14 protein-coding genes and 1 tRNA gene are annotated in these 20,606 nt (G+C 45.3%); 6 read left to right on the forward strand and 9 right to left on the reverse strand.

Annotated elements, in window-relative coordinates; all coding sequences use genetic code 11:
- Positions 1–79: 79 nt before the first annotated feature.
- From QUB30_RS06970 to murA, 3 genes are all read right to left on the reverse strand, one after another.
- Positions 80–161, reverse strand: a tRNA-Leu gene (locus QUB30_RS06970).
- Positions 140–1,009, reverse strand: coding sequence for a M48 family metallopeptidase (locus QUB30_RS06975; RefSeq protein ID WP_333331393.1), 870 nt, complete (start codon positions 1,007–1,009; stop codon positions 140–142). The genes QUB30_RS06970 and QUB30_RS06975 overlap by 22 nt, the downstream gene beginning before the upstream one ends.
- 136 nt (positions 1,010–1,145) lie before the next feature.
- On the reverse strand, positions 1,146–2,564 hold the full coding sequence (gene murA / locus QUB30_RS06980) for a UDP-N-acetylglucosamine 1-carboxyvinyltransferase (RefSeq protein ID WP_333331037.1): 1,419 nt from the start codon (positions 2,562–2,564) through the stop codon (positions 1,146–1,148).
- Positions 2,565–2,929: 365 nt separating this feature from the next.
- Between murA and smc the strand changes: the two genes are divergently transcribed.
- The 5 genes from smc to QUB30_RS07005 all read left to right on the forward strand — a co-directional run bounded on the left by smc (position 2,930) and on the right by QUB30_RS07005 (position 13,356).
- Positions 2,930–6,820, forward strand: a complete 3,891-nt coding sequence (gene smc, locus QUB30_RS06985; RefSeq protein WP_333331040.1) for a chromosome segregation protein SMC — start codon at positions 2,930–2,932, stop codon at positions 6,818–6,820.
- A 68-nt stretch (positions 6,821–6,888) separates the two neighbouring features.
- The gene (locus QUB30_RS06990) at positions 6,889–7,911 is read left to right on the forward strand and encodes a PRC-barrel domain-containing protein (protein WP_333331043.1); all 1,023 of its coding nucleotides are present in this window, start codon (positions 6,889–6,891) and stop codon (positions 7,909–7,911) included.
- Between the two features lie 306 nt (positions 7,912–8,217).
- A complete protein-coding gene (locus QUB30_RS06995; protein ID WP_333331046.1) occupies positions 8,218–9,249 on the forward strand; it encodes an SGNH/GDSL hydrolase family protein in 1,032 nt (343 codons plus the stop codon).
- Positions 9,250–9,330: 81 nt separating this feature from the next.
- A complete protein-coding gene (locus tag QUB30_RS07000; protein WP_333331049.1) occupies positions 9,331–11,511 on the forward strand; it encodes a hypothetical protein in 2,181 nt (726 codons plus the stop codon).
- Between the two features lie 12 nt (positions 11,512–11,523).
- Positions 11,524–13,356: a DUF6798 domain-containing protein gene (locus tag QUB30_RS07005; RefSeq protein ID WP_333331052.1), complete on the forward strand. Its 1,833-nt coding sequence runs from the start codon at positions 11,524–11,526 to the stop codon at positions 13,354–13,356.
- Between the two features lie 126 nt (positions 13,357–13,482).
- On the opposite strand, the gene QUB30_RS07010 is transcribed toward QUB30_RS07005, so the two are convergent.
- The 4 genes from QUB30_RS07010 to rfbC all read right to left on the reverse strand — a co-directional run bounded on the left by QUB30_RS07010 (position 13,483) and on the right by rfbC (position 17,972).
- Positions 13,483–14,457 (reverse strand): glycosyltransferase family 2 protein, encoded by a 975-nt coding sequence (locus tag QUB30_RS07010; protein ID WP_333331055.1) that lies wholly within the window; start codon positions 14,455–14,457, stop codon positions 13,483–13,485.
- A gap of 92 nt (positions 14,458–14,549) precedes the next feature.
- Entirely contained in the window at positions 14,550–16,358 is a 1,809-nt protein-coding gene (locus QUB30_RS07015; protein WP_333331058.1) for a hypothetical protein, read from the reverse strand.
- Between the two features lie 193 nt (positions 16,359–16,551).
- Positions 16,552–17,424, reverse strand: coding sequence for a dTDP-4-dehydrorhamnose reductase (gene rfbD / locus QUB30_RS07020; RefSeq protein WP_333331061.1), 873 nt, complete (start codon positions 17,422–17,424; stop codon positions 16,552–16,554).
- A 2-nt stretch (positions 17,425–17,426) separates the two neighbouring features.
- On the reverse strand, positions 17,427–17,972 hold the full coding sequence (rfbC, locus tag QUB30_RS07025; protein WP_333331396.1) for a dTDP-4-dehydrorhamnose 3,5-epimerase: 546 nt from the start codon (positions 17,970–17,972) through the stop codon (positions 17,427–17,429).
- Between the two features lie 49 nt (positions 17,973–18,021).
- Between rfbC and QUB30_RS07030 the strand changes: the two genes are divergently transcribed.
- Positions 18,022–18,711 carry a methyltransferase domain-containing protein gene (locus QUB30_RS07030; protein WP_333331065.1) on the forward strand — a complete coding sequence of 230 codons (690 nt, stop codon included), beginning with the start codon at positions 18,022–18,024 and terminating at the stop codon, positions 18,709–18,711.
- A 74-nt stretch (positions 18,712–18,785) separates the two neighbouring features.
- On the opposite strand, the gene QUB30_RS07035 is transcribed toward QUB30_RS07030, so the two are convergent.
- Together QUB30_RS07035 and QUB30_RS07040 are read right to left on the reverse strand one after the other, a co-directional pair.
- Positions 18,786–19,850, reverse strand: coding sequence for an NAD-dependent epimerase/dehydratase family protein (locus QUB30_RS07035; protein WP_333331068.1), 1,065 nt, complete (start codon positions 19,848–19,850; stop codon positions 18,786–18,788).
- Positions 19,843–20,604: a glycosyltransferase family 2 protein gene (locus QUB30_RS07040; RefSeq protein WP_333331071.1), complete on the reverse strand. Its 762-nt coding sequence runs from the start codon at positions 20,602–20,604 to the stop codon at positions 19,843–19,845. Before QUB30_RS07040 ends, QUB30_RS07035 begins: the two co-directional genes overlap by 8 nt.
- Positions 20,605–20,606 lie beyond the last annotated feature (2 nt).

Below are 20,606 nucleotides of genomic sequence, written 5' to 3' on the forward strand. Positions count from 1 at the left end.
CCAATTCCCGATGCCCAATATAAATTAGGGTTCCAGACTTATCATCTGGAACCCTAGATTTATTAAGCTTTTTTAGCAGTGGGCGGGGAGAGAATCGAACTCTCATACCTTTCGGTGTCAGATTTTGAGTCTGATGCGTCTACCAATTTCGCCACCCGCCCTTTTTCGTTTCACCATCATAACACACCGATCGATTTCCTGCAAGCAAAGATTCATAATCTTTTGAACTTGCCCAGCGATCGATCTCTCTGGCGCGCAATACTGGTACAGGATGGGACAACTGAGCCGTCTGAGCTTGTTTGAGCAGTTCTCCGAGTTGAGTGGTGCTGAGGTCGTCGTAGGCCCGGGCCTGCGCCAAAAACGCATCTACATTCAGTTTCGGGGCTAAAGTCGGCGAACCTCCAGCCAGTTTCATCAGCACCGATGCTACCACTTTTGGGTCTTGGGTGGCGAGCAAGGCGGCGCGATCGCACGTAAATTCGGCACACCGCAACCATTCCAACATTTGCGCCTGCAAACCCTGCACCAGCACGGTTCCCACAGGCGAAATTTGACCGGCGGCCAACACAATTAAATTAGCCAGAGTCAGGTAAACTCCGTGTTCGCACTTCAAATGCCCCAACTCGTGAGCAATTACTGCCTTAACTTCCTCGTCTGTGAGCAAATCAATCAGAGAAGTGTGCATCACCACAAAAGGCTGTTTTCCCCGCATCGCAAAGGTGTAAGCATTCGGCATCGGATGCTGGCGGACATAAAGCTGCGGCACTTCCAAATCCAGAGTTTTGCAGGCTGACAACAGCAATTGATGCAGGTGGGGCAATTGATTTTCGCCGACTTGGACGCTGGAGGCTAGATTTTCGAGCATGAAAAACTGTTCGCCAAGTTGTCCCAGCAACTGCCGCACGATCAAATCCAGGCCGGGCAGTTGTTTGAGAGTGCTGGTGGCTTCCAAGTCTAGCGGGTGGCGAAACTGGTCTGCTTTTAAACCTATGAGGGGTATGTTCGACATTTTAGTCAGTTGGGAATGGGGAATGGGGAATTGGGAATTGGGCATGGGGCATGGGGAATTGGGCATGGGGAATTCTTTTGCTTCTTCCTTTTTTCCTCTTCCTTCTTCCTTCTTCCTTCTTCCTTCTTCCTTCTGACTACTTTAAACCCGATCGCACGGGATTGACAGGAGCCTCAGCAGTCGCCGGGTCTGTGCCCTCTTTGACGCGCCGCAACTTAGCTCCCAATTTTTGGAGTTTCACCTCTAACTGCTCATAGCCGCGGTCTAAGTGCTGCAAGCTGCTGATGGTGGTGACACCATCGGCTGCCAGTCCCGCTAGCACTAACGCCGCCGAAGCCCGCAAATCTGTTGCCACTACTGGCGCACCCGACAGCATGGATACTCCGCGCACAATCGCTACATTGCCTTTAAGGCGAATGTCGGCGCCCATGCGGTTGAGCTCTGCTACGTGGCGCAAGCGATTCTCAAACACGGTTTCTTTGATCAAGCTGTCTCCTTGGCTCAGGGTCAGCAAAGCCATAAACTGAGCTTGCATATCTGTGGGGAAACCCGGGTAAGGCAGAGTTTCGATGTCTGTGGCGGAGTGAGTTTGGCCGGGAACTATCCGCAAAATGTCGGGGGATTCTGCAATAATTTTCGCCCCAATTGTTTTCAATTTGGCAATGACTGCGGTCAGGTGGTCGGGAATTACCGGCGACAAAGTGATTTCGGAGTGAGTGATGGCTCCTGCTACTAAAAATGTTCCGGCTTCAATGCGATCGGGAATAATTGAATAGTCTACTGCGTGCAGCTTGGGAACTCCCGAAATGACGATCGTATTGGTGCCGGCGCCTTGAATTTTTGCTCCCATAGCGCGGCAGAAATTCGCCAAATCTGCGACTTCCGGCTCTTGAGCCGCATTTTCTATCACGGTTTCTCCTTCGGCCAGAGTCGCCGCCATCATCAAAGTTTCAGTTGCGCCAACGCTGGGGTAGTCCAAATAAATTTTGGCTCCTTTCAGGCGGCGGTTCGGCCCTTTGACGTAAGCGTGAACCGTGCCGTGGTCGATGTGGACTTCGGCGCCGAGGGCTTGCAGACCGCGAACGTGGAGTTCAACGGGTCGGGCCCCGATGGCGCACCCACCGGGCAAGGGTACTTTGGCAAATCCCAAACGCGCTAGCAGTGGCCCGATGATGAAGAAGCTCGCCCGCAGTTGACTGACTAATTCGTAGGGGGCTTGAGCGTCTATGAGGTTGCTGGCGTTGATGTCTAAAACGTCCCCGTTCTGCTGTAATTTGACTCCTACAGCGGAGAGAATTTGCCCCATGCGGGCGACATCGACCAGACCGGGAACGTTGCGGAGACGGCAATCTTCTGGGCATAGCAGGGCTCCTGCCATGACTACTAAAGCCGAGTTTTTGGCGCCGCTGATTTTGACGTGTCCTTTAAGGGGCTCCCGACCCCAAATTTGTAATACTTGTTGTTCGTCGCTTTCAGGTGAAGCTGGCAGGTTAGACGTGTTCTGAGCTGGTGTAATGGGTTTGCCCTCCATAATGCGCTTCGTTACTTTATACATTATTAATTTTGGTTCGATTTTACCGGAAAGTTTTTATATGTCTAGGGGTAACATGAGGAATTCCGGGAATTATTTTTGCTGGAATTCACTAGGGACAAGGCTTTCATGTTTAATGGCATAAATAATGTCGATCGAGTCTCATGAAGTTATCTGTATCAAAATTTACGTTCATTTGTAGCGGTCGCTTCGATCACAGATATTGTACCTTTGTCAACGAGCTTTTGAAGTAAAAGCCGACTCGGTTGTTGACAAAGGTGTAAGATATCGGTTCGATCGACAATGCCGGAAAGTTCACACATTGTCGATCGCCCCATTGCCTGTGCTACCCTGTGACAACAACCTAGAGCCAAAGCTACTCCTAGCATATGGTTCACATTAAACGGATCGAACTGACTAACTTTAAATCTTTTGGCGGCACGACGGCCATTCCCGTGCTGCCCGGTTTTACTGTGGTTTCCGGGCCCAACGGTTCTGGGAAGTCCAACATCCTCGACGCTTTGCTGTTTTGTCTCGGACTTTCGAGTTCTAAGGGAATGCGGGCTGAACGTTTGCCGGATTTGGTCAACAGCGCCCAAAACAAACGCGGTACGATCGAAGCTAGCGTGACTGCGACTTTTGCGCTGGAAGATGTGGGGGAGGAATGGTTCGCCCAGGATGAAGATGAGGAGGAAAATGCAGCAGATGAGTTATCTGTTGAAGCAGAGGAAGTGGAAGGGATAGAAATTGCCGAAACTCAAGACAACAACGGCCAATCATCTCCTGTCAATCAAAAATCGCCTCTATCTGTTGAAGAAGTCGAAGGGATAGAAACTGCCGAAACTCAAGACAACAACGGACAATCATCTGCAGTCAATCGAAAATCCCAAATCCCAAATCCCAAATCGGATGAGTTATCTGTTGAAGACGTAGAAGAGATTGAAATCGCAGCAACTCAAGACAACAACGGACAACTACTCGCTACCAATCGAAAATCCAAAATCCAAAATCCAAAATCGGATGAGTGGAGTGTGACGCGGAAACTTCGGGTAACTCGCCAAGGTACTTACACTTCAACTTATTACATTAACGGCCAACCTTGCACCCTGACTCAACTTCACGAACAACTCAACCGCTTGCGAATTTATCCCGAAGGCTATAACGTCGTGCTCCAAGGAGACGTTACCAGCATTATTTCGATGAATTCTAAGGAACGCAGAGAAATCATTGACGAATTAGCTGGCGTGGCTCAGTTCGATCGCAAAATCTCTTTAGCTAGGCAGAAGTTGGATGAAGTTAAGGAGGTGGAAGAACGCAGCAGGATTGTGGAAAAAGAGCTGATTTCTCAGCGCGATAGACTTGCTTCGGATCGCACAAAAGCGGAAAAATATCAAAAATTGCGGGCGGAATTTCAAGAAAAGTCGCAGTGGGAAATAGTGCTGAAATTCCGCAAATTGCAGCAACAAGAATGGAAGCTGCGAGAACAAATCGAAACTGGCGATCGCACTTCTGCATCTCTCACGGAACAACTGCAAGCAATTAGTACCCAAATTCAAGAAGCAACCGCCGAACTTGAAGCGCTGAATGCCCGCGTTAAAGCTTTGGGAGAGTCGGAATTGTTGGCTTTGCAAGCGACGATTGCGACTCAGGAAGCGGAACGGCGGCAACTGCAAAACCGCAAACAGGATTTGGAAAAAACTGCTGGGCAAATGGCGGCTAATATAGCACAAACCGAGGAGGAAGTTCGCCAGTTCCGCCAAAGTTTGGAGCAAATTGAGATAGAAATATCTTATGTTAAGTCTCAAACAGGAAGTTTGCAGGAACAGCGAGATGCAGCTCAGCAAAGTTTAGATGAAAGTCGGGAAGTTGCAAATGCGATCGCCTCCACGGCCGAAGTTTGGGTACAGCAGCAAACGGAATTGCACCGCCAAATCGAAACAATTCAACAAACTTTGGAACCGCAGCGTACAGAACAAGCTACCATTGGCGAAAGAGCCGATCGCCTGCAAAGTCAAATTCAAGAACAAAACCAATCGCTGCAAGTATTGGAACAGGAAATTGCCTCGAAAAAAGAGCAGCAATCTCGCCTAGTGGAAACCAAAGGCGTGGCATCTTTGCAAGTAGAATCGCTGAATCAAATTTTAGTCGAAGCCGAACAAGAATTGCAACTGCAACAGGAAACTCAAACTCGTTTGTTGGAAGAACAGCGCGAAAGACAGCGCAAATTAGACAAGCTAGAAGTGCAGTTTCAAGCACTGCAAGAAGCGACGGGAACGTTTACGGCAAAAATTGTCGCGCAAAGCGGAATTGGCGGAGTTTGCGGCTTGGTGGCTCAACTGGGCAGGGTGGAACCGCGCTATCAGTTGGCGTTGGAAATTGCGGCGGGCGGGCGCATGGGAAATATGGTGGTGGAAGATGACAGCGTGGCTGCGGCTGCAATCGAATTGTTGAAACAAAAACGGGCGGGAAGGATGACGTTTTTGCCTTTGAATAAGATTAGAGGCGGCAGGTATTCGGTGAATGAAAATTTGCGGCGCGCGGCTGGGTTTGTGGATGCGGCTGTTAATTTGATTGACTGCGATTCGCGGTATCAGGAAATTTTTGCTTACGTTTTTGGCAGTACGGTTGTGTTTAGCAACCTCAGTGATGCCCGCCGCTATTTGGGACAGTACCGGATTGTCACTTTGGACGGGGAAATTTTGGAAACTAGCGGGGCGATGACTGGGGGAAGTTCTACTAATAGATCTACCTTACATTTTGGCACGGTTGATGTTAGCGAGGCTGCTAGTGAAGCGCGGACGATCGCCTCTTTACAAGAAAGGTTGGAGGAAATTGAGCGGATTTTGGAAAGGTGCAAAATTGCGATCGACCGCGCGTCTATTTCGGTCAAAACTCGCAGCCAAGAATTGATGGAAGCGAAACAGAATTTACGCGAAAATCAGTTGCGCTTGGAACAGTTGGATTCAGAAATTAAGAATTTGCAAGCGCAACAGGCACAAGTGCGATCGCAAATTGCGAAAAACACACAGGAGTTAACTAATTCGCGATCGAGATTGCAGTTGCTGGAGGGAGAATTGCCCGCACAGGAAACTCAATTGCAGCAGTACCGGCAAACTTTGGCGCAGTTGGAAGAGTCCAACAGTCACAGCGAATGGCAGCAAATGCAATCGAGTTTGCGCGCTCTAGAAGCGCAACTGCAAGAGCGAGAATTGGCTCTGAGAAACGTCCAGCAGCGCCTTGTAGACTTGGAAAATCAATTCGGGCGTTTGGAAGACAAAATTAAGGAAGGCAGCGAGAAATTGCAGGAATGGCAAGTGCAGCAAAATGCGGGGGCGGATGCACTCGATCGCATTGTTTCGCAGCAGTTAGAACTCGATGGACACATTGCCGCAGCTAAGGCGGCTTTGGGGGAAATTGAGGAAAAATTGGGCGTGCAGAAGGGAGAGCGCGATCGGGCGGAATCTCAACTGCGAGAACAGCATTTAGCCAAACAGCAGTTACAATGGCAGTTGCAAAAACTCCACGAAACCCAGCAAGAACGCCGGGAACAATTGAGCGCAATCCGCACTCTATTGGAAGCGCAGCGGGCGGAAATGCCAGACCCCGTGCCGTCGATTCCTGAAAATGTCGAGAAAGCCAATTTAACGGAATTGCAGCAGGAAGTAAAGGCGATCGCCAAACGCATTCAAGCTTTAGAACCTGTCAATATGCTAGCCTTGGAAGAGTACAACCGCACTCAAGAACGCCTTCAAGAATTGAGTCAAAAATTGACAACATTAGAAGGAGAACGCACTGAACTGCTGTTGAGAATCGAAAATTTTACCACACTCAGGCGGCGCGCTTTTAAAGAAGCTTTCGACGCGGTTAACGAGAACTTCCAGACTATCTTTGCGGAACTTTCCGAAGGCGATGGCTATCTCCAGCTAGATGACCAGGAAGACCCCTTCAGCAGCGGCTTGAATTTGGTGGCCCACCCGAAGGGCAAACCCGTACAGCGGCTGGCTTCCATGTCGGGAGGCGAAAAGTCATTGACGGCGCTGAGTTTTATTTTTGCGCTGCAACGCTACCGCCCGTCTACGTTTTACGCTTTTGATGAAGTGGATATGTTTCTGGATGGGGCAAATGTGGAGCGATTGGCTAGAATGATAAAACGACAGTCGGAACAAGCCCAGTTTATTGTTGTGAGTTTGCGGCGACCTATGATTCAATCGGCTGAGCGTACAATTGGCGTTACTCAAGCACGGGGAGCTTATACTCAAGTCATAGGACTGAAGTTGTAGTCCCGGAGTTGATGTTAACGCTCGTGTTGAGTGATATATGTACTTAATAAATCAGGATTAAAGTTAGAATGACATCCGAACAAATCTGCCAACGCTCAGACATTCTAGGCACTCAGGTCATCACCCGCGACAGAGGTAAACGCTTGGGGGTGGTTAGTCAATTGTGGGTGGACATTGACCGGCGGGAAGTTGTGGCGATCGGTCTGCGTGATAATATATTTGCGGTCGCTGGAATGCCGAGGTTTATGTTCCTCAGCAATGTTAGTGAAATCGGCGACGTGCTGTTGGTGGAAGATGAGAGCGCGATCGAAGATGATGTTGATGTTGAAGTCTACAGCATTTTGATTAACAGCGAAGTTATTACCGAAACCGGCGAACTTTTAGGTAGGGTGCGAGGCTTTAGGTTCGACCCCGAAGACGGTAAGTTAGTTTCTATAATTATCGCTTCCCTGGGCATCCCCCAAATCCCCGACCAAGTTCTCAGCACTTACGAGTTGGGGATTGAGGAAATTGTTAGCAGTGGCCCGAATCGCTTGATTGTGTTTGAAGGTTCCGAGGAAAGGCTCAGGCAGCTTAGTGTGGGTTTGCTGGAGCGCGTTGGTTTGGGCCAAGCACCTTGGGAACGAGAAGAGGACGAGGCAGGTTATTATCCGAAACCCGTGGCTACGGGAAATCAATTGGGCCCGGGCGTGCGGATACCTGCACCGGAAATGCGCAGCCGCGTAGCTGCGCCTGCGGTGGAGGAAGTTCCTTGGGATGAGGATTCGCAGTGGAACCGACCGCAGGTGCGACAACCGCAGCAGATGCGCGCGGTGCAGCCTGAGCCGCTCATCGACGATTATGAGGATTACGAAGAGGATAATTGGGGTGGCGAGGAGGACGATTACGAGGAGGAGTACGAGGAGAAGCCGCAGTACACTCGTCCTGAGAATTCTCGCCCGAAGCAGCCGGTGGTGGAGTACGAGTACGAGGATGATGTGGAGGCTGATGCTTGGGCTGACGATGAGGCACCGAAGCCTTACAAGGCTCCTCGGGTGAATATCCCTGAGAAAAATAAGACTCCCGAGTACGAGGAGGAAGCGAACTATTAGGAATTAATCAATTAGCTGAAACCAATATTTTGCACTTTTCTTAAGAACGGGCAAGATGCCCGTTCCACAATCAAGTTTATTTTTTGTGGAACGGGCTTCTAGCCCGTTGCTTATATTGGTGCAAGATGTGAGTTTAAACCAATGTTTTGTAGGCACCGGTTTTACGAATAATATTTAATTCTCGCCAACAATCTAGTGGGGTAGGTTGGGGGATGCAGTGAAGGCGCTCAATCTGATTAAATTAGATCCATGAACTAGATAATACTCGCATGGTCGTTTACTATACTTTTGCTGACATTTCATATTATGTTAATGATCGAAAAAGATTTTGCTAAAAATGTTGCTTTCAGATTAATAACATATCTAATTTTTCCAATTTTTTTATCCACCACCACGGCTGAAATTGTCTTGCGAGTTGCGGGATACAAACCCTGGCAAATAGAAAATGTTGATGTTGCGGTCGAACCAAAAGGTAACTTTTTTACCAAAGACTCGGCACTCGGCTACAAGCATTTGCCGGGTAAATTCAAGCTGACACTTAACGGCAATTACTCATTTAATGCAACTCATCTCACTAATAGTTTAAGAATAACACATCCCCTCAATACTTACAATTTATCGTCAAAAAAGCCAGAAGTTTGGATATTTGGCTGTTCTTTTACCTACGGTTGGTCATTGAATGATAGCGAAACTTATCCTTGGTTGCTGCAAGAGAAATTACCCAAATATGAAATATTAAATTTTGGCGTTAACGGCTACGGCACGCTGCACTCGTTGATTCAATTCAAAGCAGCACTAAAACAAGGAAATAAACCCAAAATTGCGGTGATTGCTTATGCGGGATTTCACGACCGCCGCAATACTTTGTTAAGGGCGAGAAGAAAGCAAATGGCTGCTTGGAATAAACTGGGTATTTTATTCCAGCCCGATGCTAGGCTGAATGGAGAAGATAATTTTACCTACAAAATGGCAAAACTTGAATATCACGAGTTACCGCTGATGCGGGTTTCTGCATTAAGCCATTTTTTGGAGGTTAATTACAATCAATTTGAAGAGGGATTGTACAAAAGTCACGAGGTTTCTAAGGCAATTATTGAAGAGTTTAACCGTGTGGCTGAGGCTAATGGTGTTAAGTTAGTTGTGGCCGGAATTAATGCCGGTTCTGCTAAGATGTTGGAGGAGTTAAGTCAGGAGGGAATTGCTACGGCGGATATTTCGGTTGATTTGAAAATACCTGCCAATAATAATTTACCTCATGACCTTCATCCAAGTGCGATCGCCAATCGGCAATATGCAGAAAAGTTGGAGGGTTTTTTGCAAGATACTGTTTTAAGGTAAGTTAACGAACCGCGAAGCCGCAAAGGGCGCGAAGGAAGAGAGAAAGAGGAAGTTTAGAAGTTATTTAGGGTTGCGAGAGTGATGGGAGTATTTGATTTTGTTTCTTTGAAATTGCCTCGAAATTTTCTAATTGATGGGTTTTTCCTGTTTTTACTTGTTCTCGTAACAGTTGCAGTAACATCAATCTATGTATCCAGCGAACATACTTTTTATTGGTGGGATTACGCGGGCTACAACACTGCTACACTCAATACGGCAAATTTATTTCGAGACTCGCCAGATAAAGCATGGCGCGGAGTTATAGAATCGCTATCTAAGGAAAAAAACCTATTAATTTCTCTGCCGTTAGTGCCGTTTATTCTCTTATTTGGCGAGTCTCGGCTAAGTTACATTCTAAGTGTATCCCTGATTTATGTGCTGCCGTTTCGCCTGTTGCTGGGGGCAATTTCGGCACAGCTAATTCCAGTTTATTCCCGCCGGGTGTTTTGGTCAACTGTGCTGCTGAGTTTATTAATTCCGATGAGTTGGATACCGACTCTGCGGGGATATCTGGATACTGGCGGCTGTGTGTTTGTAGCCTTGGCAATTTTGGTTTATTTGCAGGATGTTAAGCTGAAATCTTGGTGGAAAATCCCGTTAATTGGGTTTTTGCTGGCGGCGGCTATTCTGTTGCGGCGTCATTTTGCTTATAGTGCGATCGCCTTTTTGGGTGCAGCGACTTTACAGGCTTTCATCGAGTTTATTGTACTAATATACCGTAAAAAAACGTCGTTGTCGTCTCCAAAAGACAAGGACGCAACAGTGCCGTTTGCCTACAGATGCTTGTTTGAATCCGCTGTAAAATTGGGTTTAATAGCTGTAACTAGCTTGACTATTTTAATGTTGGTAGCGGGAGATTTTACTCGCAGTGCTCTGACGGTTGACTACCGCAATTTGTATGTCGCTTGGAGTTTGCCTGTAAATGATATTTTAACTCGTTATGCGGATTTTTACGGTTTGGGAACTTGGCTGCTGGTACTGATTGGTTTTTCGGCGGGAATTCTCACCCGAAAGCTGGTTCCAGCGGCGGCTATTTTTGTTTCGTTGTTTGGGGTTTTGTCGCTGGTTGAATGGCTGTTAGTTTTGCGTTACGGCTACTTGCACTATACAATTCATATTACACCGATCGCACTTTTAGGACTATCCACATTTTTCTGGACAACTTGGCTGACACTCAAGGGAAAAGTGCGGTATTTTATGCTGGGCGCGGCGGGTTTGTACCTGGTTTTGAATGCCACAGTCGGGTTAATTCCTCTCAAAATTGATTTGTCAAGACTGTTTATCGCTAATTTTCCGCCGTTAGTGCGATCGGACTACGACGAAGTTGTAAAATTAGTAGAGTTTCTGCGAAAATTAGCACCGAATGAAGAACCGATTTATATTGCAGGTGCTTCTAACAGTTTTAATGCTAATATCCTGCGACAAGCCAACCGCAAATTAAACCCGCCCGAGGGTTGGTGGAAATTAAATACAATCGGGAGGCCGCAAATTGACTCGCGCGATACTTACCCGCTACCGGAGTTGTTGCAGTCACAATATGCGGTGGTTGCTGTACCTTTTCAGCAGGTGTTACCGACTGACGAACAAGTTTTGCGATCGCACGAACAAGATGTTGTTAAAGTTGTGTACGATGCCTTTACTCAAAACTGGGAAATTGCCCGCGATTTCCAATTGCTACCGGAACAGTTTAAGCTAGAAAACGGCGTGACTGTCAGCGTTTACCGGAGGATGCGGCCGACTGATACAGCAACGGCAGTTAGAACTATGGATGCGATGCAGCGGCAAATAGTCGATCAACCAGGCACGCAGTTAGATTGGATTAGTTTGCATCAATCAATCTACACAAGTGCCAATTATTCAGTCAGTCAAGAATCCGATAACCTATATAAGATTGTAACTCATACAATTAAAAACAGCAAGAAACTCGATACATCTTTCCTGTATTTAGGTTCCATTTCAGACCAAGCAAAAGTTACCGGCAAACTCAATTTACCTAACAAAAAATGTCCGGGAGTTGCCCTGCGCTTGACTTTGTGGGACAAGCAAGGTAAATTAGTAGACTCAGCAGAGATGGCTTATAGTCAAAAAAGTGCGATCGGCTTAAATCTATTAGTTGAGGTCAAAAATCCCACTTATCTGCTGCTTGAGGTATTGAGTAGCAGCAAACAGGATTTAACAAACCAATGCCAACTTGAGATTAACAATTTAGCTGTCAGTAGGTAAATTGAACCGTCAATGCAGAAACATCAAAAATCCCACTGGTATTTTAATCTATCTCTCTATACTTTTGTCATCATCGGCTCCCTGATGGCCACTGGCTATATTTTCCCCATTGGAGGCAATTTCCCCGAAGTGCCACCCATTCAATTTATGTTAAATCCTGAACTATACAAAAATGATTATTACGTTCAGGAAATGGTTAAGTTTAATCCGAGATATTACTATTATTATATTATCTATGGGCTCGCAAACTTAGGAACAAGCATTCCCCTAGCGCATTTTATTTATCAATTCCTATCCTTCGGTTCATTTATCCTAGCTTGCTACGCAATTATCAATATTTATACTAATTCCCAACTGCCTGCAGCAGCGATGGCTTTTTTATGTATAGCCGCTTCATTTACAGATCTTGGCAACACGCTGATCTTTTCCACCAAATCAGTACCAAGTACCTTCGCAATGGGTTTGGCAATCTGGGGAATTTACTTTAGTTTGCGCCAGAAATGGCTGACAGGATATTTCTTTTTTGGACTGGCTTGCCTGCTGCAATTCTTAGTGGGTTTGTTACCGGGATTGATGATGGTTCCCGTTTTGGTAATTCAATCTGTAAAACAGCGGAAGTTTAAAACATTGATTTTGGCGATCGCACTTTTAGCAGCAATGGCAAGTATCGTTTACGTACCGATGTTATTAACAGGTACTACCAGCACTCACACTATCGACAACGCCGAGTTTGTCTACATTCACGCGAAAGTCCGCAATCCCCACCACATCCTCCCCTCAAATTGGGATGTTGGGAATTGGTTCAACTTTATATGTTTCATAATTGGTGGCTTGCTGTGCATCAAAAATTCCGATTTATTGCCAAAAGAAGACAAGATTAATTTTTCTGTATTTGTTGGAACATCAATTTTTGCACTGTTTCTAAATTACATATTTGTCGAAGTTTACCCGCTGGCTTTTATCGCCAAACTACAGTTAGCTAGAACCGTACCTTTTGCTCAATTACTTATATTTATTGCTGTAGCTTTGACGGCCGAGCAACTTGACCGAGAAAAACAAATAGCTATTAGCTTGTTGCTGTTAGCTGTACTAACTTTGCCTTTTAGGGGCATCATTTTCTTAGGATTATCAGTTTGGCAAACAAAAAATTACGTATGGCCGCAACGATATAATATATTGTTGTGGATTTTAGCAGCAGGAACGGTAATTTTCAGCTTGATATATCCGGTGACTGATTCATGGGAAATAATGGGCGATCGAATAATTAGCATCCCAATCTTTTTCTCAATCCTCGCCTTCCCATTCATTTTAGAAGAAACAACCCTTGCTACACCTATAAAACAGACTCTAACTCACACATTAGCCTTAATAACTACCGCCACCTTAGTTTTTGGAGTAGCAGGAATTCTGCCCAAACCTATATTAAATGTATTTCAAACAAGAGTTAATATCAATGCCGTTCCCAGGGACGACTTAAGCAAATTAGCTGTGCGATTTTCGCAAAGTAGCAGCCGCGATTCACTCGTATTAATTCCACCCTCAGTTACCAGCTTCCAGTTTTTCTCCGAAAGGGCGATTGTCGTCAACTTCAAGAACTTTCCCTTTACCGAAAAAGGCATCAAAGAATGGCAAACTCGCATGGAAACCGTTTTAGGAGTCCCCTTAAACCCGCAAATGATTTGGGGAGGAAATGACTTTTTCATCCGCCGCAGCAGTGCAGATTTAGTCAAAGTAGCCAGAAACTATCATGCCGATTATATCCTGACTCGTACTGACTGGCATCCAAATATTCAAGGGGAAATCGCCGACCAACAAGGCCAATGGATACTGTATAAAATTAGGTAATAGGTAATTGGTAAAACTTTTTAAATCGCAATCTAAATTTTCTCTTAGTCTGCTGCGGCAGACTTTGCTTGTCTAGAAGCAATTTCAAGATACGATTAATCAGCGTTAATCAGCGTTAATCGGCGGTTAAATATCAAAACCTGAATCATCAATAATTTCGCTAATTTGCTTGTCCACATAATCAGCATCCACATTTCGCGCCATCAACTCAGCTAAAATCCCCAACGAAATCAACTGCACCGACAGAATTGTACACAAAATTCCAAAAAATAACAAAGGTCGATTCCCGATCGGCCCAAAATTCATCCCCGCCAAATTCAGAAACCAAATAACTATCAAATAACTCAGCGAAACAGTTCCAACCAAGCCAAAACATAATCCCAACCCCCCAAACAAATGGCCCGGTTTGTGCAAATACTGCGTCGTGGCTAACACCGTCAACAAATCAATAAAACCCCGCGCATAACGTTCCCAGCCGTAATTAGATTTTCCGTGCTTTCGCGGATGATGTTCCACAACTACTTCCCCAATTCTAAACCCTAAATTGTTGGCTAAAGCCGGAATGTAGCGGTGCAATTCCCCGTACAATTTAATCGACTGCAAAACTTCCCTACGGTAAGCTTTAAAACCGCAATTCATATCGTGCATTTGCACCCCAGTCAGCAAACACGCAACAGCATTAAACAGCTTGGAAGGTAAAGTTTTAGAAAGCGGGTCGTTCCGCTGTTTTCGCCAACCGGAAACTAAATCAAATCCCGATTCTAAATGATGTAAAAATTTGGGAATTTCAGCGGGGTCATCCTGAAGGTCAGCATCGAGAGTAAAGATAATTATCCCTGCTGCATTGCGAAATCCTGCTGAAAGTGCGGCGGATTTGCCAAAGTTGCGGCGCATTTTAATCGCTTTAATGAGTTGGGGATGTTGGCGGGCTAAATCTGTGATTTCTTGCCAGGAATAATCGCGGCTACCGTCATCTATGAAAATGACTTCGTAACTGTCAATTTCTGTTTGGAACATGACAAGTTGGATTTTTTCAAACAGCAATTTGAGGGTGGCTTCTTCGTTGTGAACGGGGATTACGAAGCTGAGATGTTTTGGCATAGGGCTATTCTATTTCATTTGTGTTGTCAATGAGATTTTTTTATTAACCCCAGAGGGCGCAGAGGGCGCAGAGGAGGAGAAAGAGAGGTTTTTTAGTTTTTATTGATAACTTGGGAATTCCGCAAAGCTACCCAACCTTCGCGGTTTTTAAAGGAGGCATAGGCTGTCAATAATTTATCTGTTGGTGATGTGTGAATGTATCCTCTCCAAGCGGCGAATTCGTAGGAAGGGCCAAACAATTTAACTAAATCTGGGCGCGGAAATCCTGACATGGCGAAACCTCGAACGACATTTTCTTGGTTGAGAATGGCAATACATTTTACATTGTTTTCGGGGTCTCCTACCCAGCCAATTACTCTGGAGGCGGCGGGCGCGAGTTTAGTTACTGTATCAAAAAATCCTGGTACTCCGTCTTTGGGCGCTGACAGTAAATTTGGGTCGATTTTTGTGTCTAATGCTGCACAGAAATTGTGTTTTTTGATGTCTCGGTTAAATGGCACTAAGTTGTTAGTTTTTAATGCGTCGATTAAGCCGATAAAAGCGGCGGGTTTGTTGCCTACGCGGTCTTTAATTAGCGTTACGTCGGTGATGCCTAATTGCAGTGATAATGCTACTAACGGTTGATAGGTGGCTCTGCGGGCGATCGCCATTGCAGTTTCGCCTCCCACCCCGTACATTAAAATAATCGCGACTGTGACGACTGCAAACAGCGGTGTCAGCCAACGCCCTTGAATTCTTGGTATTGGCTGCAACTCGCGCACCCACAATACTGTCAGCACAATTGTGCTCATCCAAAACAAGGCTGGAAGTGTGGCGTAGCGGGAAGCGGTGGCCTGTTCGACGCCAAATCCCGATCGACTAACCGCAGCCATTAACGCCGTTTGCAGCGTGTAAAATTGGATTGATAGCCAAGGCAGCCAATCCGGGCGATCCCCCTTTTTTACAAATAGCCAATAACCCACAAAACCTGTCACTGCAATCAAACCAATTATACCAATAATTGAAGCAACAATAATATTTTCGCTAAAAATTCCGCCGAGATAAGTGGGAATATATTCGAGAGTTTTGAGGGGGTTAATTTTAGTTAAAGAAGGGTGATGAGATGGAGTTTTATAAGTTAAAAAATAAAGGCCAATCACTCCAATCGAAGCAATGAAATACAAATAAGTTATTCGCTGAGGAAACCGCAGCACAACAGCAGCAGCACACAATATCGGCCACAAAGCTAAAGGAGTGCTGTAACTAATACAGCCTAAAACGCCAAAAACAATGCTGCCAATTACCCACTTATTTTGTAAATGGGGGGGCGCAGCCCCTACAAACTCGTTACCAGGCTCTGCCTGGGAATGAATATCAGGAGGCTCTGCCTCCCTTTTATTTAACAAAACTGTCACATAGGATTGCAAACAAAATATCGAACAAATCACAAATAAATTAGCAATTATCCAGTGAACGCCGCTGAATCCCCGCATCCAGTTGTGAGCCGCAGCCGGAGTAAAATTAAAAATAGAAATGCAAATGAGTAGCGAGATAAATTGTAGCGGAAAACGCCTCAATTTTAACGGCAGCAGAGCAATTAATACGTGGCACTGAATCCAAGCCAAGAACCAGGCAACTAAACATAAACCAATATTTGAACCTTGGGTGACAGCTATATTCAAGCCATAAATAATTGCCGGAATCAAGACAAAATGCTCGTTCGCCCGAAATATCCAATTAAAAGGATTGGTAGAGAAACCGTCTACTGAATAAAAATTCCACGTCATCCACCAATAATCAAAATTAGACAAGTCTCCCGCTTGCGATATCAAGTACAAAATATATGCGGCTGGTATTAAAATGCCGAGAACTGATGCGGCCATTAAAATATATGGTGGCTTGACTTTCATGGATTCGGACATTGGGAAGTTTTTAATTGGTAAGGGCGGGTTTAGGCGAGCAACTTAGAATATAACAGGTAACTCCTGAACAAAACCCCCCTCGCGTTTTGATTTTTCCTCTTGAACCAGAAACCCGGTTTCTTCCTGTCTGTCTAGTCGTCAAACAAAAGATGGCGGGCTGAAACCGGATTTCTTTCTGTGGGTAAATCTTATTTCATTTCACTTCTCTTGTCAGCATTTTTCTGAGTCCTTGCCGCCAGTGGGGAGGATGCGTACCCAGAAGTGCTGATATTTTTACCGTAGAGAGAACCGAAAAAGCGGGGCGTTTTGCGGGTGTCGGATATTCGGCGGTGGTGATGGGAATTACGCGCTGAATTTTTAAGGGAAAGCCGAGTTGTGCTGCTTCCTCAAAAATGGCTATCGCAAAATCGTACCAACTACAAACTCCGCTGTTAGTGTACTGGTAAGTCCCAAAACTTTCTGACCCAAGCAGAGGAATAATTTGCGAAATTGCCTCCGCTAAATCCCCCGTCCAAGTAGGACTTCCGATCTGATCTGCTACTACTCGAATTTCTTCCCTTTCCTTTCCCAACCTCAGCATAGTTTTGACAAAATTACCTTTGCCACCATTGCCGTAAACCCAGGCTGTTCTAATAATAATATGTCGGTTTCCCGCTTTCCGAATTGCTTCCTCGCCTGCTAATTTGGACTTCCCGTAACTTCCCAGCGGGTTTGTAGAATCTGTTTCCAGATAAGCAGAACCGTGGCTGCCGTCAAATACATAATCAGTAGAAAAGTGAATCAAACTTGCTCCCAGTTTTTCGCATTCTTCTGCAAAAATTCCCGGGGCAATACCGTTGACTGCGTGTGCTAATTCTGGTTCACTTTCCGCTTTGTCTACCGCAGTGTAAGCACCCGAATTGACGACTAAATCCGGTTGAATTTCAGCCATTGCTTGACGGATGCTTTCGGGTTGTGATAAATCGAGGCGAGTGCGATCGAGCGCAATTACCTCTCCCGAAGATAATAAAATCGGCTGCAATTCTTGAGCTAGCTGTCCGCTGCCGCCTGCGAGTAAAATTTTCATGATCAAAACACTTGAGCTCTTTTCAACGTTTGTCCAGCTTGGTCTTTAGCTGATAAGATTGGTTTGGCACCATCTAGCGGCCAGTCGATCGCCAAATCGGGGTCATTCCACAGGATACACCGCTCGTGTCCCGGTGCATAGTAGTCTGTAGTTTTGTACAAAACTTCAGCAATTTCTGATACTACTAAAAAACCGTGTGCAAATCCCGCCGGAACCCAAAGTTGCTGCTTATTTTCTGAACTCAGCAAACAGCCCACCCACTGCCCAAAAGTCGGAGAATTTTTTCTAATATCCACCGCTACATCAAAGATTTCGCCAGCAACTACCCGCAGCAATTTGCCTTGAGGCTGCTGCATTTGGTAGTGCAAACCGCGCAGCACATTTTTAGATGATTTGGAATGATTGTCTTGCACAAATTCTGCCGTCACGCCTGTTTTTTCGACAAAAGCTTTGTGATTGAAACTCTCAAAAAAGAAACCGCGCTCGTCTCCGAAAATTTTCGGCTCAATTATCAGAACGTCCGGTATTTCGGTAGATATAACATTCATAGTTAGCAGTGAAAGTGATAAACTCATACTCAGTCTCTGCTATTTTACTATGAAAGCCGACGCATATCTCAAAAAATTGTACGCCAATCGATTTGATTCCCGACAAATGCAAGCAAAGGTGGCCCTCTGGAAAGTTTTAATTGACGAGTTTTTACAAGATTATGTTCCTCCAGAATCAGCGGTTTTAGATATTGGCGGCGGTTACTGCGAGTTTATCAATCAAATTAAGGCTGCAAAAAAATGTTTAATTGACCTCAATCCCGATTCAAAGTTATTGGCAAACCCTGATGTAAAAGTGCTGAATATTGATATTTTAAATATTGGCAAAAACCCAGCTTTTTGCGAACAATTTGACCGGATATTTATCTCTAATTTTTTTGAACATCTCCGCAACAAAGAAGAACTAATCCAAATTATTGCATTTTGCTTTGAAGCGCTTAAGCCAGGGGGTTCTCTCTTAGTTGTCCAACCCAATTTTAAATATTCTTTCAAAGAGTATTACGACTTTATCGATCATCAATTACCAATTACCCACTTATCGCTGCAAGAACTGTTACAAACCGTCGGCTTTGAAATCGACCTAATTATACCCAGATTTTTACCATTTTCGACAAAAGGCAGACCTGGCTCGCCCTGGCTTTTAAAAGTTTACTTAAAATTGCCTTTTTTGTGGCAGTTTTTAGGAGGCCAAATGTTTGTTAAAGCATCGAAACAAAACCAGAGAGGTAGAGACTCATGACACGCATTTCCCGTCAGATCCAGGCAGAGCGATACATCTGCGTTTATCCGCCTGCATCTGCAGTTAAAAAATCCCTACAAAATCGAACTTAAAACCACCTCATTAGCAGCAATCCAATCATAAATATCCTGCAAAGCCGCTTCCGGCCCAATCACAGGCCGCCATCCTGTTTTCTCCATCACCCTAGAAGAATCAGTAATAAAAATCGGAATATCCCCCGCGCGTTCCTCCAAAACAGGATTAATTGAAATCGATTTCCCGGTAATCTTTTTGCACAAATCAGTTGTCTCAAGCAAAGAAAGACTGTTGCTCAAACCGCCACCAACATTAAAAACTTCGCCATCAAATTCAGCAAAATTTTCTAACTGATAATTAACTAACCTCAACAAATCTTCAACGTGCAGCAAATCTCTAACTTGCTTCCCGCTGCCGCCAAAACCGAGATAACTCAGCGACTTTTGAAAATAGTGAGCCGCCACCCACAAACCGCAAACTCCCTGATCTACTTTACCCATTTGCCAAGCACCCGTAATTAACCCGCAGCGGTTAATAATTGCCGGCAAATTGTATGCTTCCCTGTATTCCTCAATCAGCAATTCCGAAGCTAATTTAGTTGCTCCGTAAAGCGAACGGTGTCCTTTTAAAGGGAAGTCTTCTGATATGCCCAACTCGGATATACCGGGTAAAGTTTGCTCGGGGGCGATCGCAAATCTATTCGGCAACTCTAACAGCTTAACAGATTTGACACTGGCGATCGGATAAACCCGACTCGTAGACAAAAACAACAAACTCGCACCCGTTTGTCTCGCCAACTCCAAAACATTTACAGTGCCCAGTAAATTCGTCTGCAAAACGTACTGTGGCGAACTAAAACCAGCCAGCACAGAAGGCTCCGCAGCGCAATCTATAATGCAGTCAGTATTCAGTGCAACTGGATCTAAATCTGCCGCTGTGCGAATATCCCCGTAAACAAACTGAATACCGCAACTTTTAAGCCGAGGCAGATTCAATTCCGAACCCCGGCGACGCAGGTTATCTAAACAAATTATTTGCCATTCCGGGTGCAGTTTCTTCAGGCCAATTGCCAAACAACTGCCGATGAAACCGGCACCACCAACAATTAAAATTCTCTCAGGCATTCACTTTTAATTTTGCTATCTTTCTAGTCCGGTGGTAGTCGCCGCGAGAGAGATGTTTTTCGAGCCAGACATACAATACAATAAACAAATACCGACTACCCATCTCTTTGATTTTCAGCTTAGAAATACCAGCAGTCCGATTGTACCACCTCAGAGGAATCACCGTATAGGAAAAACCCCGAACAATTGCTTTTAAAGGCAGTTCCACTGTCAAATTAAAATGATGGCTCAAAATCGGTTGCACGCCTTCAATCACTTCTCTGCGGTAAATTTTAAAAGCATTGGTGACATCGCTGTACCGCAAGCCGAAAATACTTTTGACAAACCAGTTTGCTAAGCGGTTAATTGCTAACTTGTGAATTGGATAATCAACCACAAAGCCACCTTTGATAAAGCGGGAACCAAAAACGCAATCATATCCTTCTTGCAGCTTGCGGTATCCTGCTACCAAATCCATCGGATCGTCGGAAGCATCCGCCATCACAATTGCTGCAGCATCTCCGTCAAATTCCGCCAAACCCCGACGCACGGCAAATCCGAAACCATTCGGAGGTTGATTGTTGATGTATCTAACTGTGGGAAAAGTCTCTGACAACTCCTGGCAAATATCAATAGTTCGATCGACACTATTGTCATTCACAATCAAAATTTCGTGCGGAATGCCTTCTAAATCGAGCGTCTGGGCGAGCGCCCGCACAGTACCGTACAAACAGCCCTCCTCATTGTGGGCTGGTATAATCACAGAAATTTTCACTC

It is taken from the genome of Microcoleus sp. BROC3, assembly GCF_036702515.1.
Classification (GTDB): domain Bacteria; phylum Cyanobacteriota; class Cyanobacteriia; order Cyanobacteriales; family Microcoleaceae; genus Microcoleus.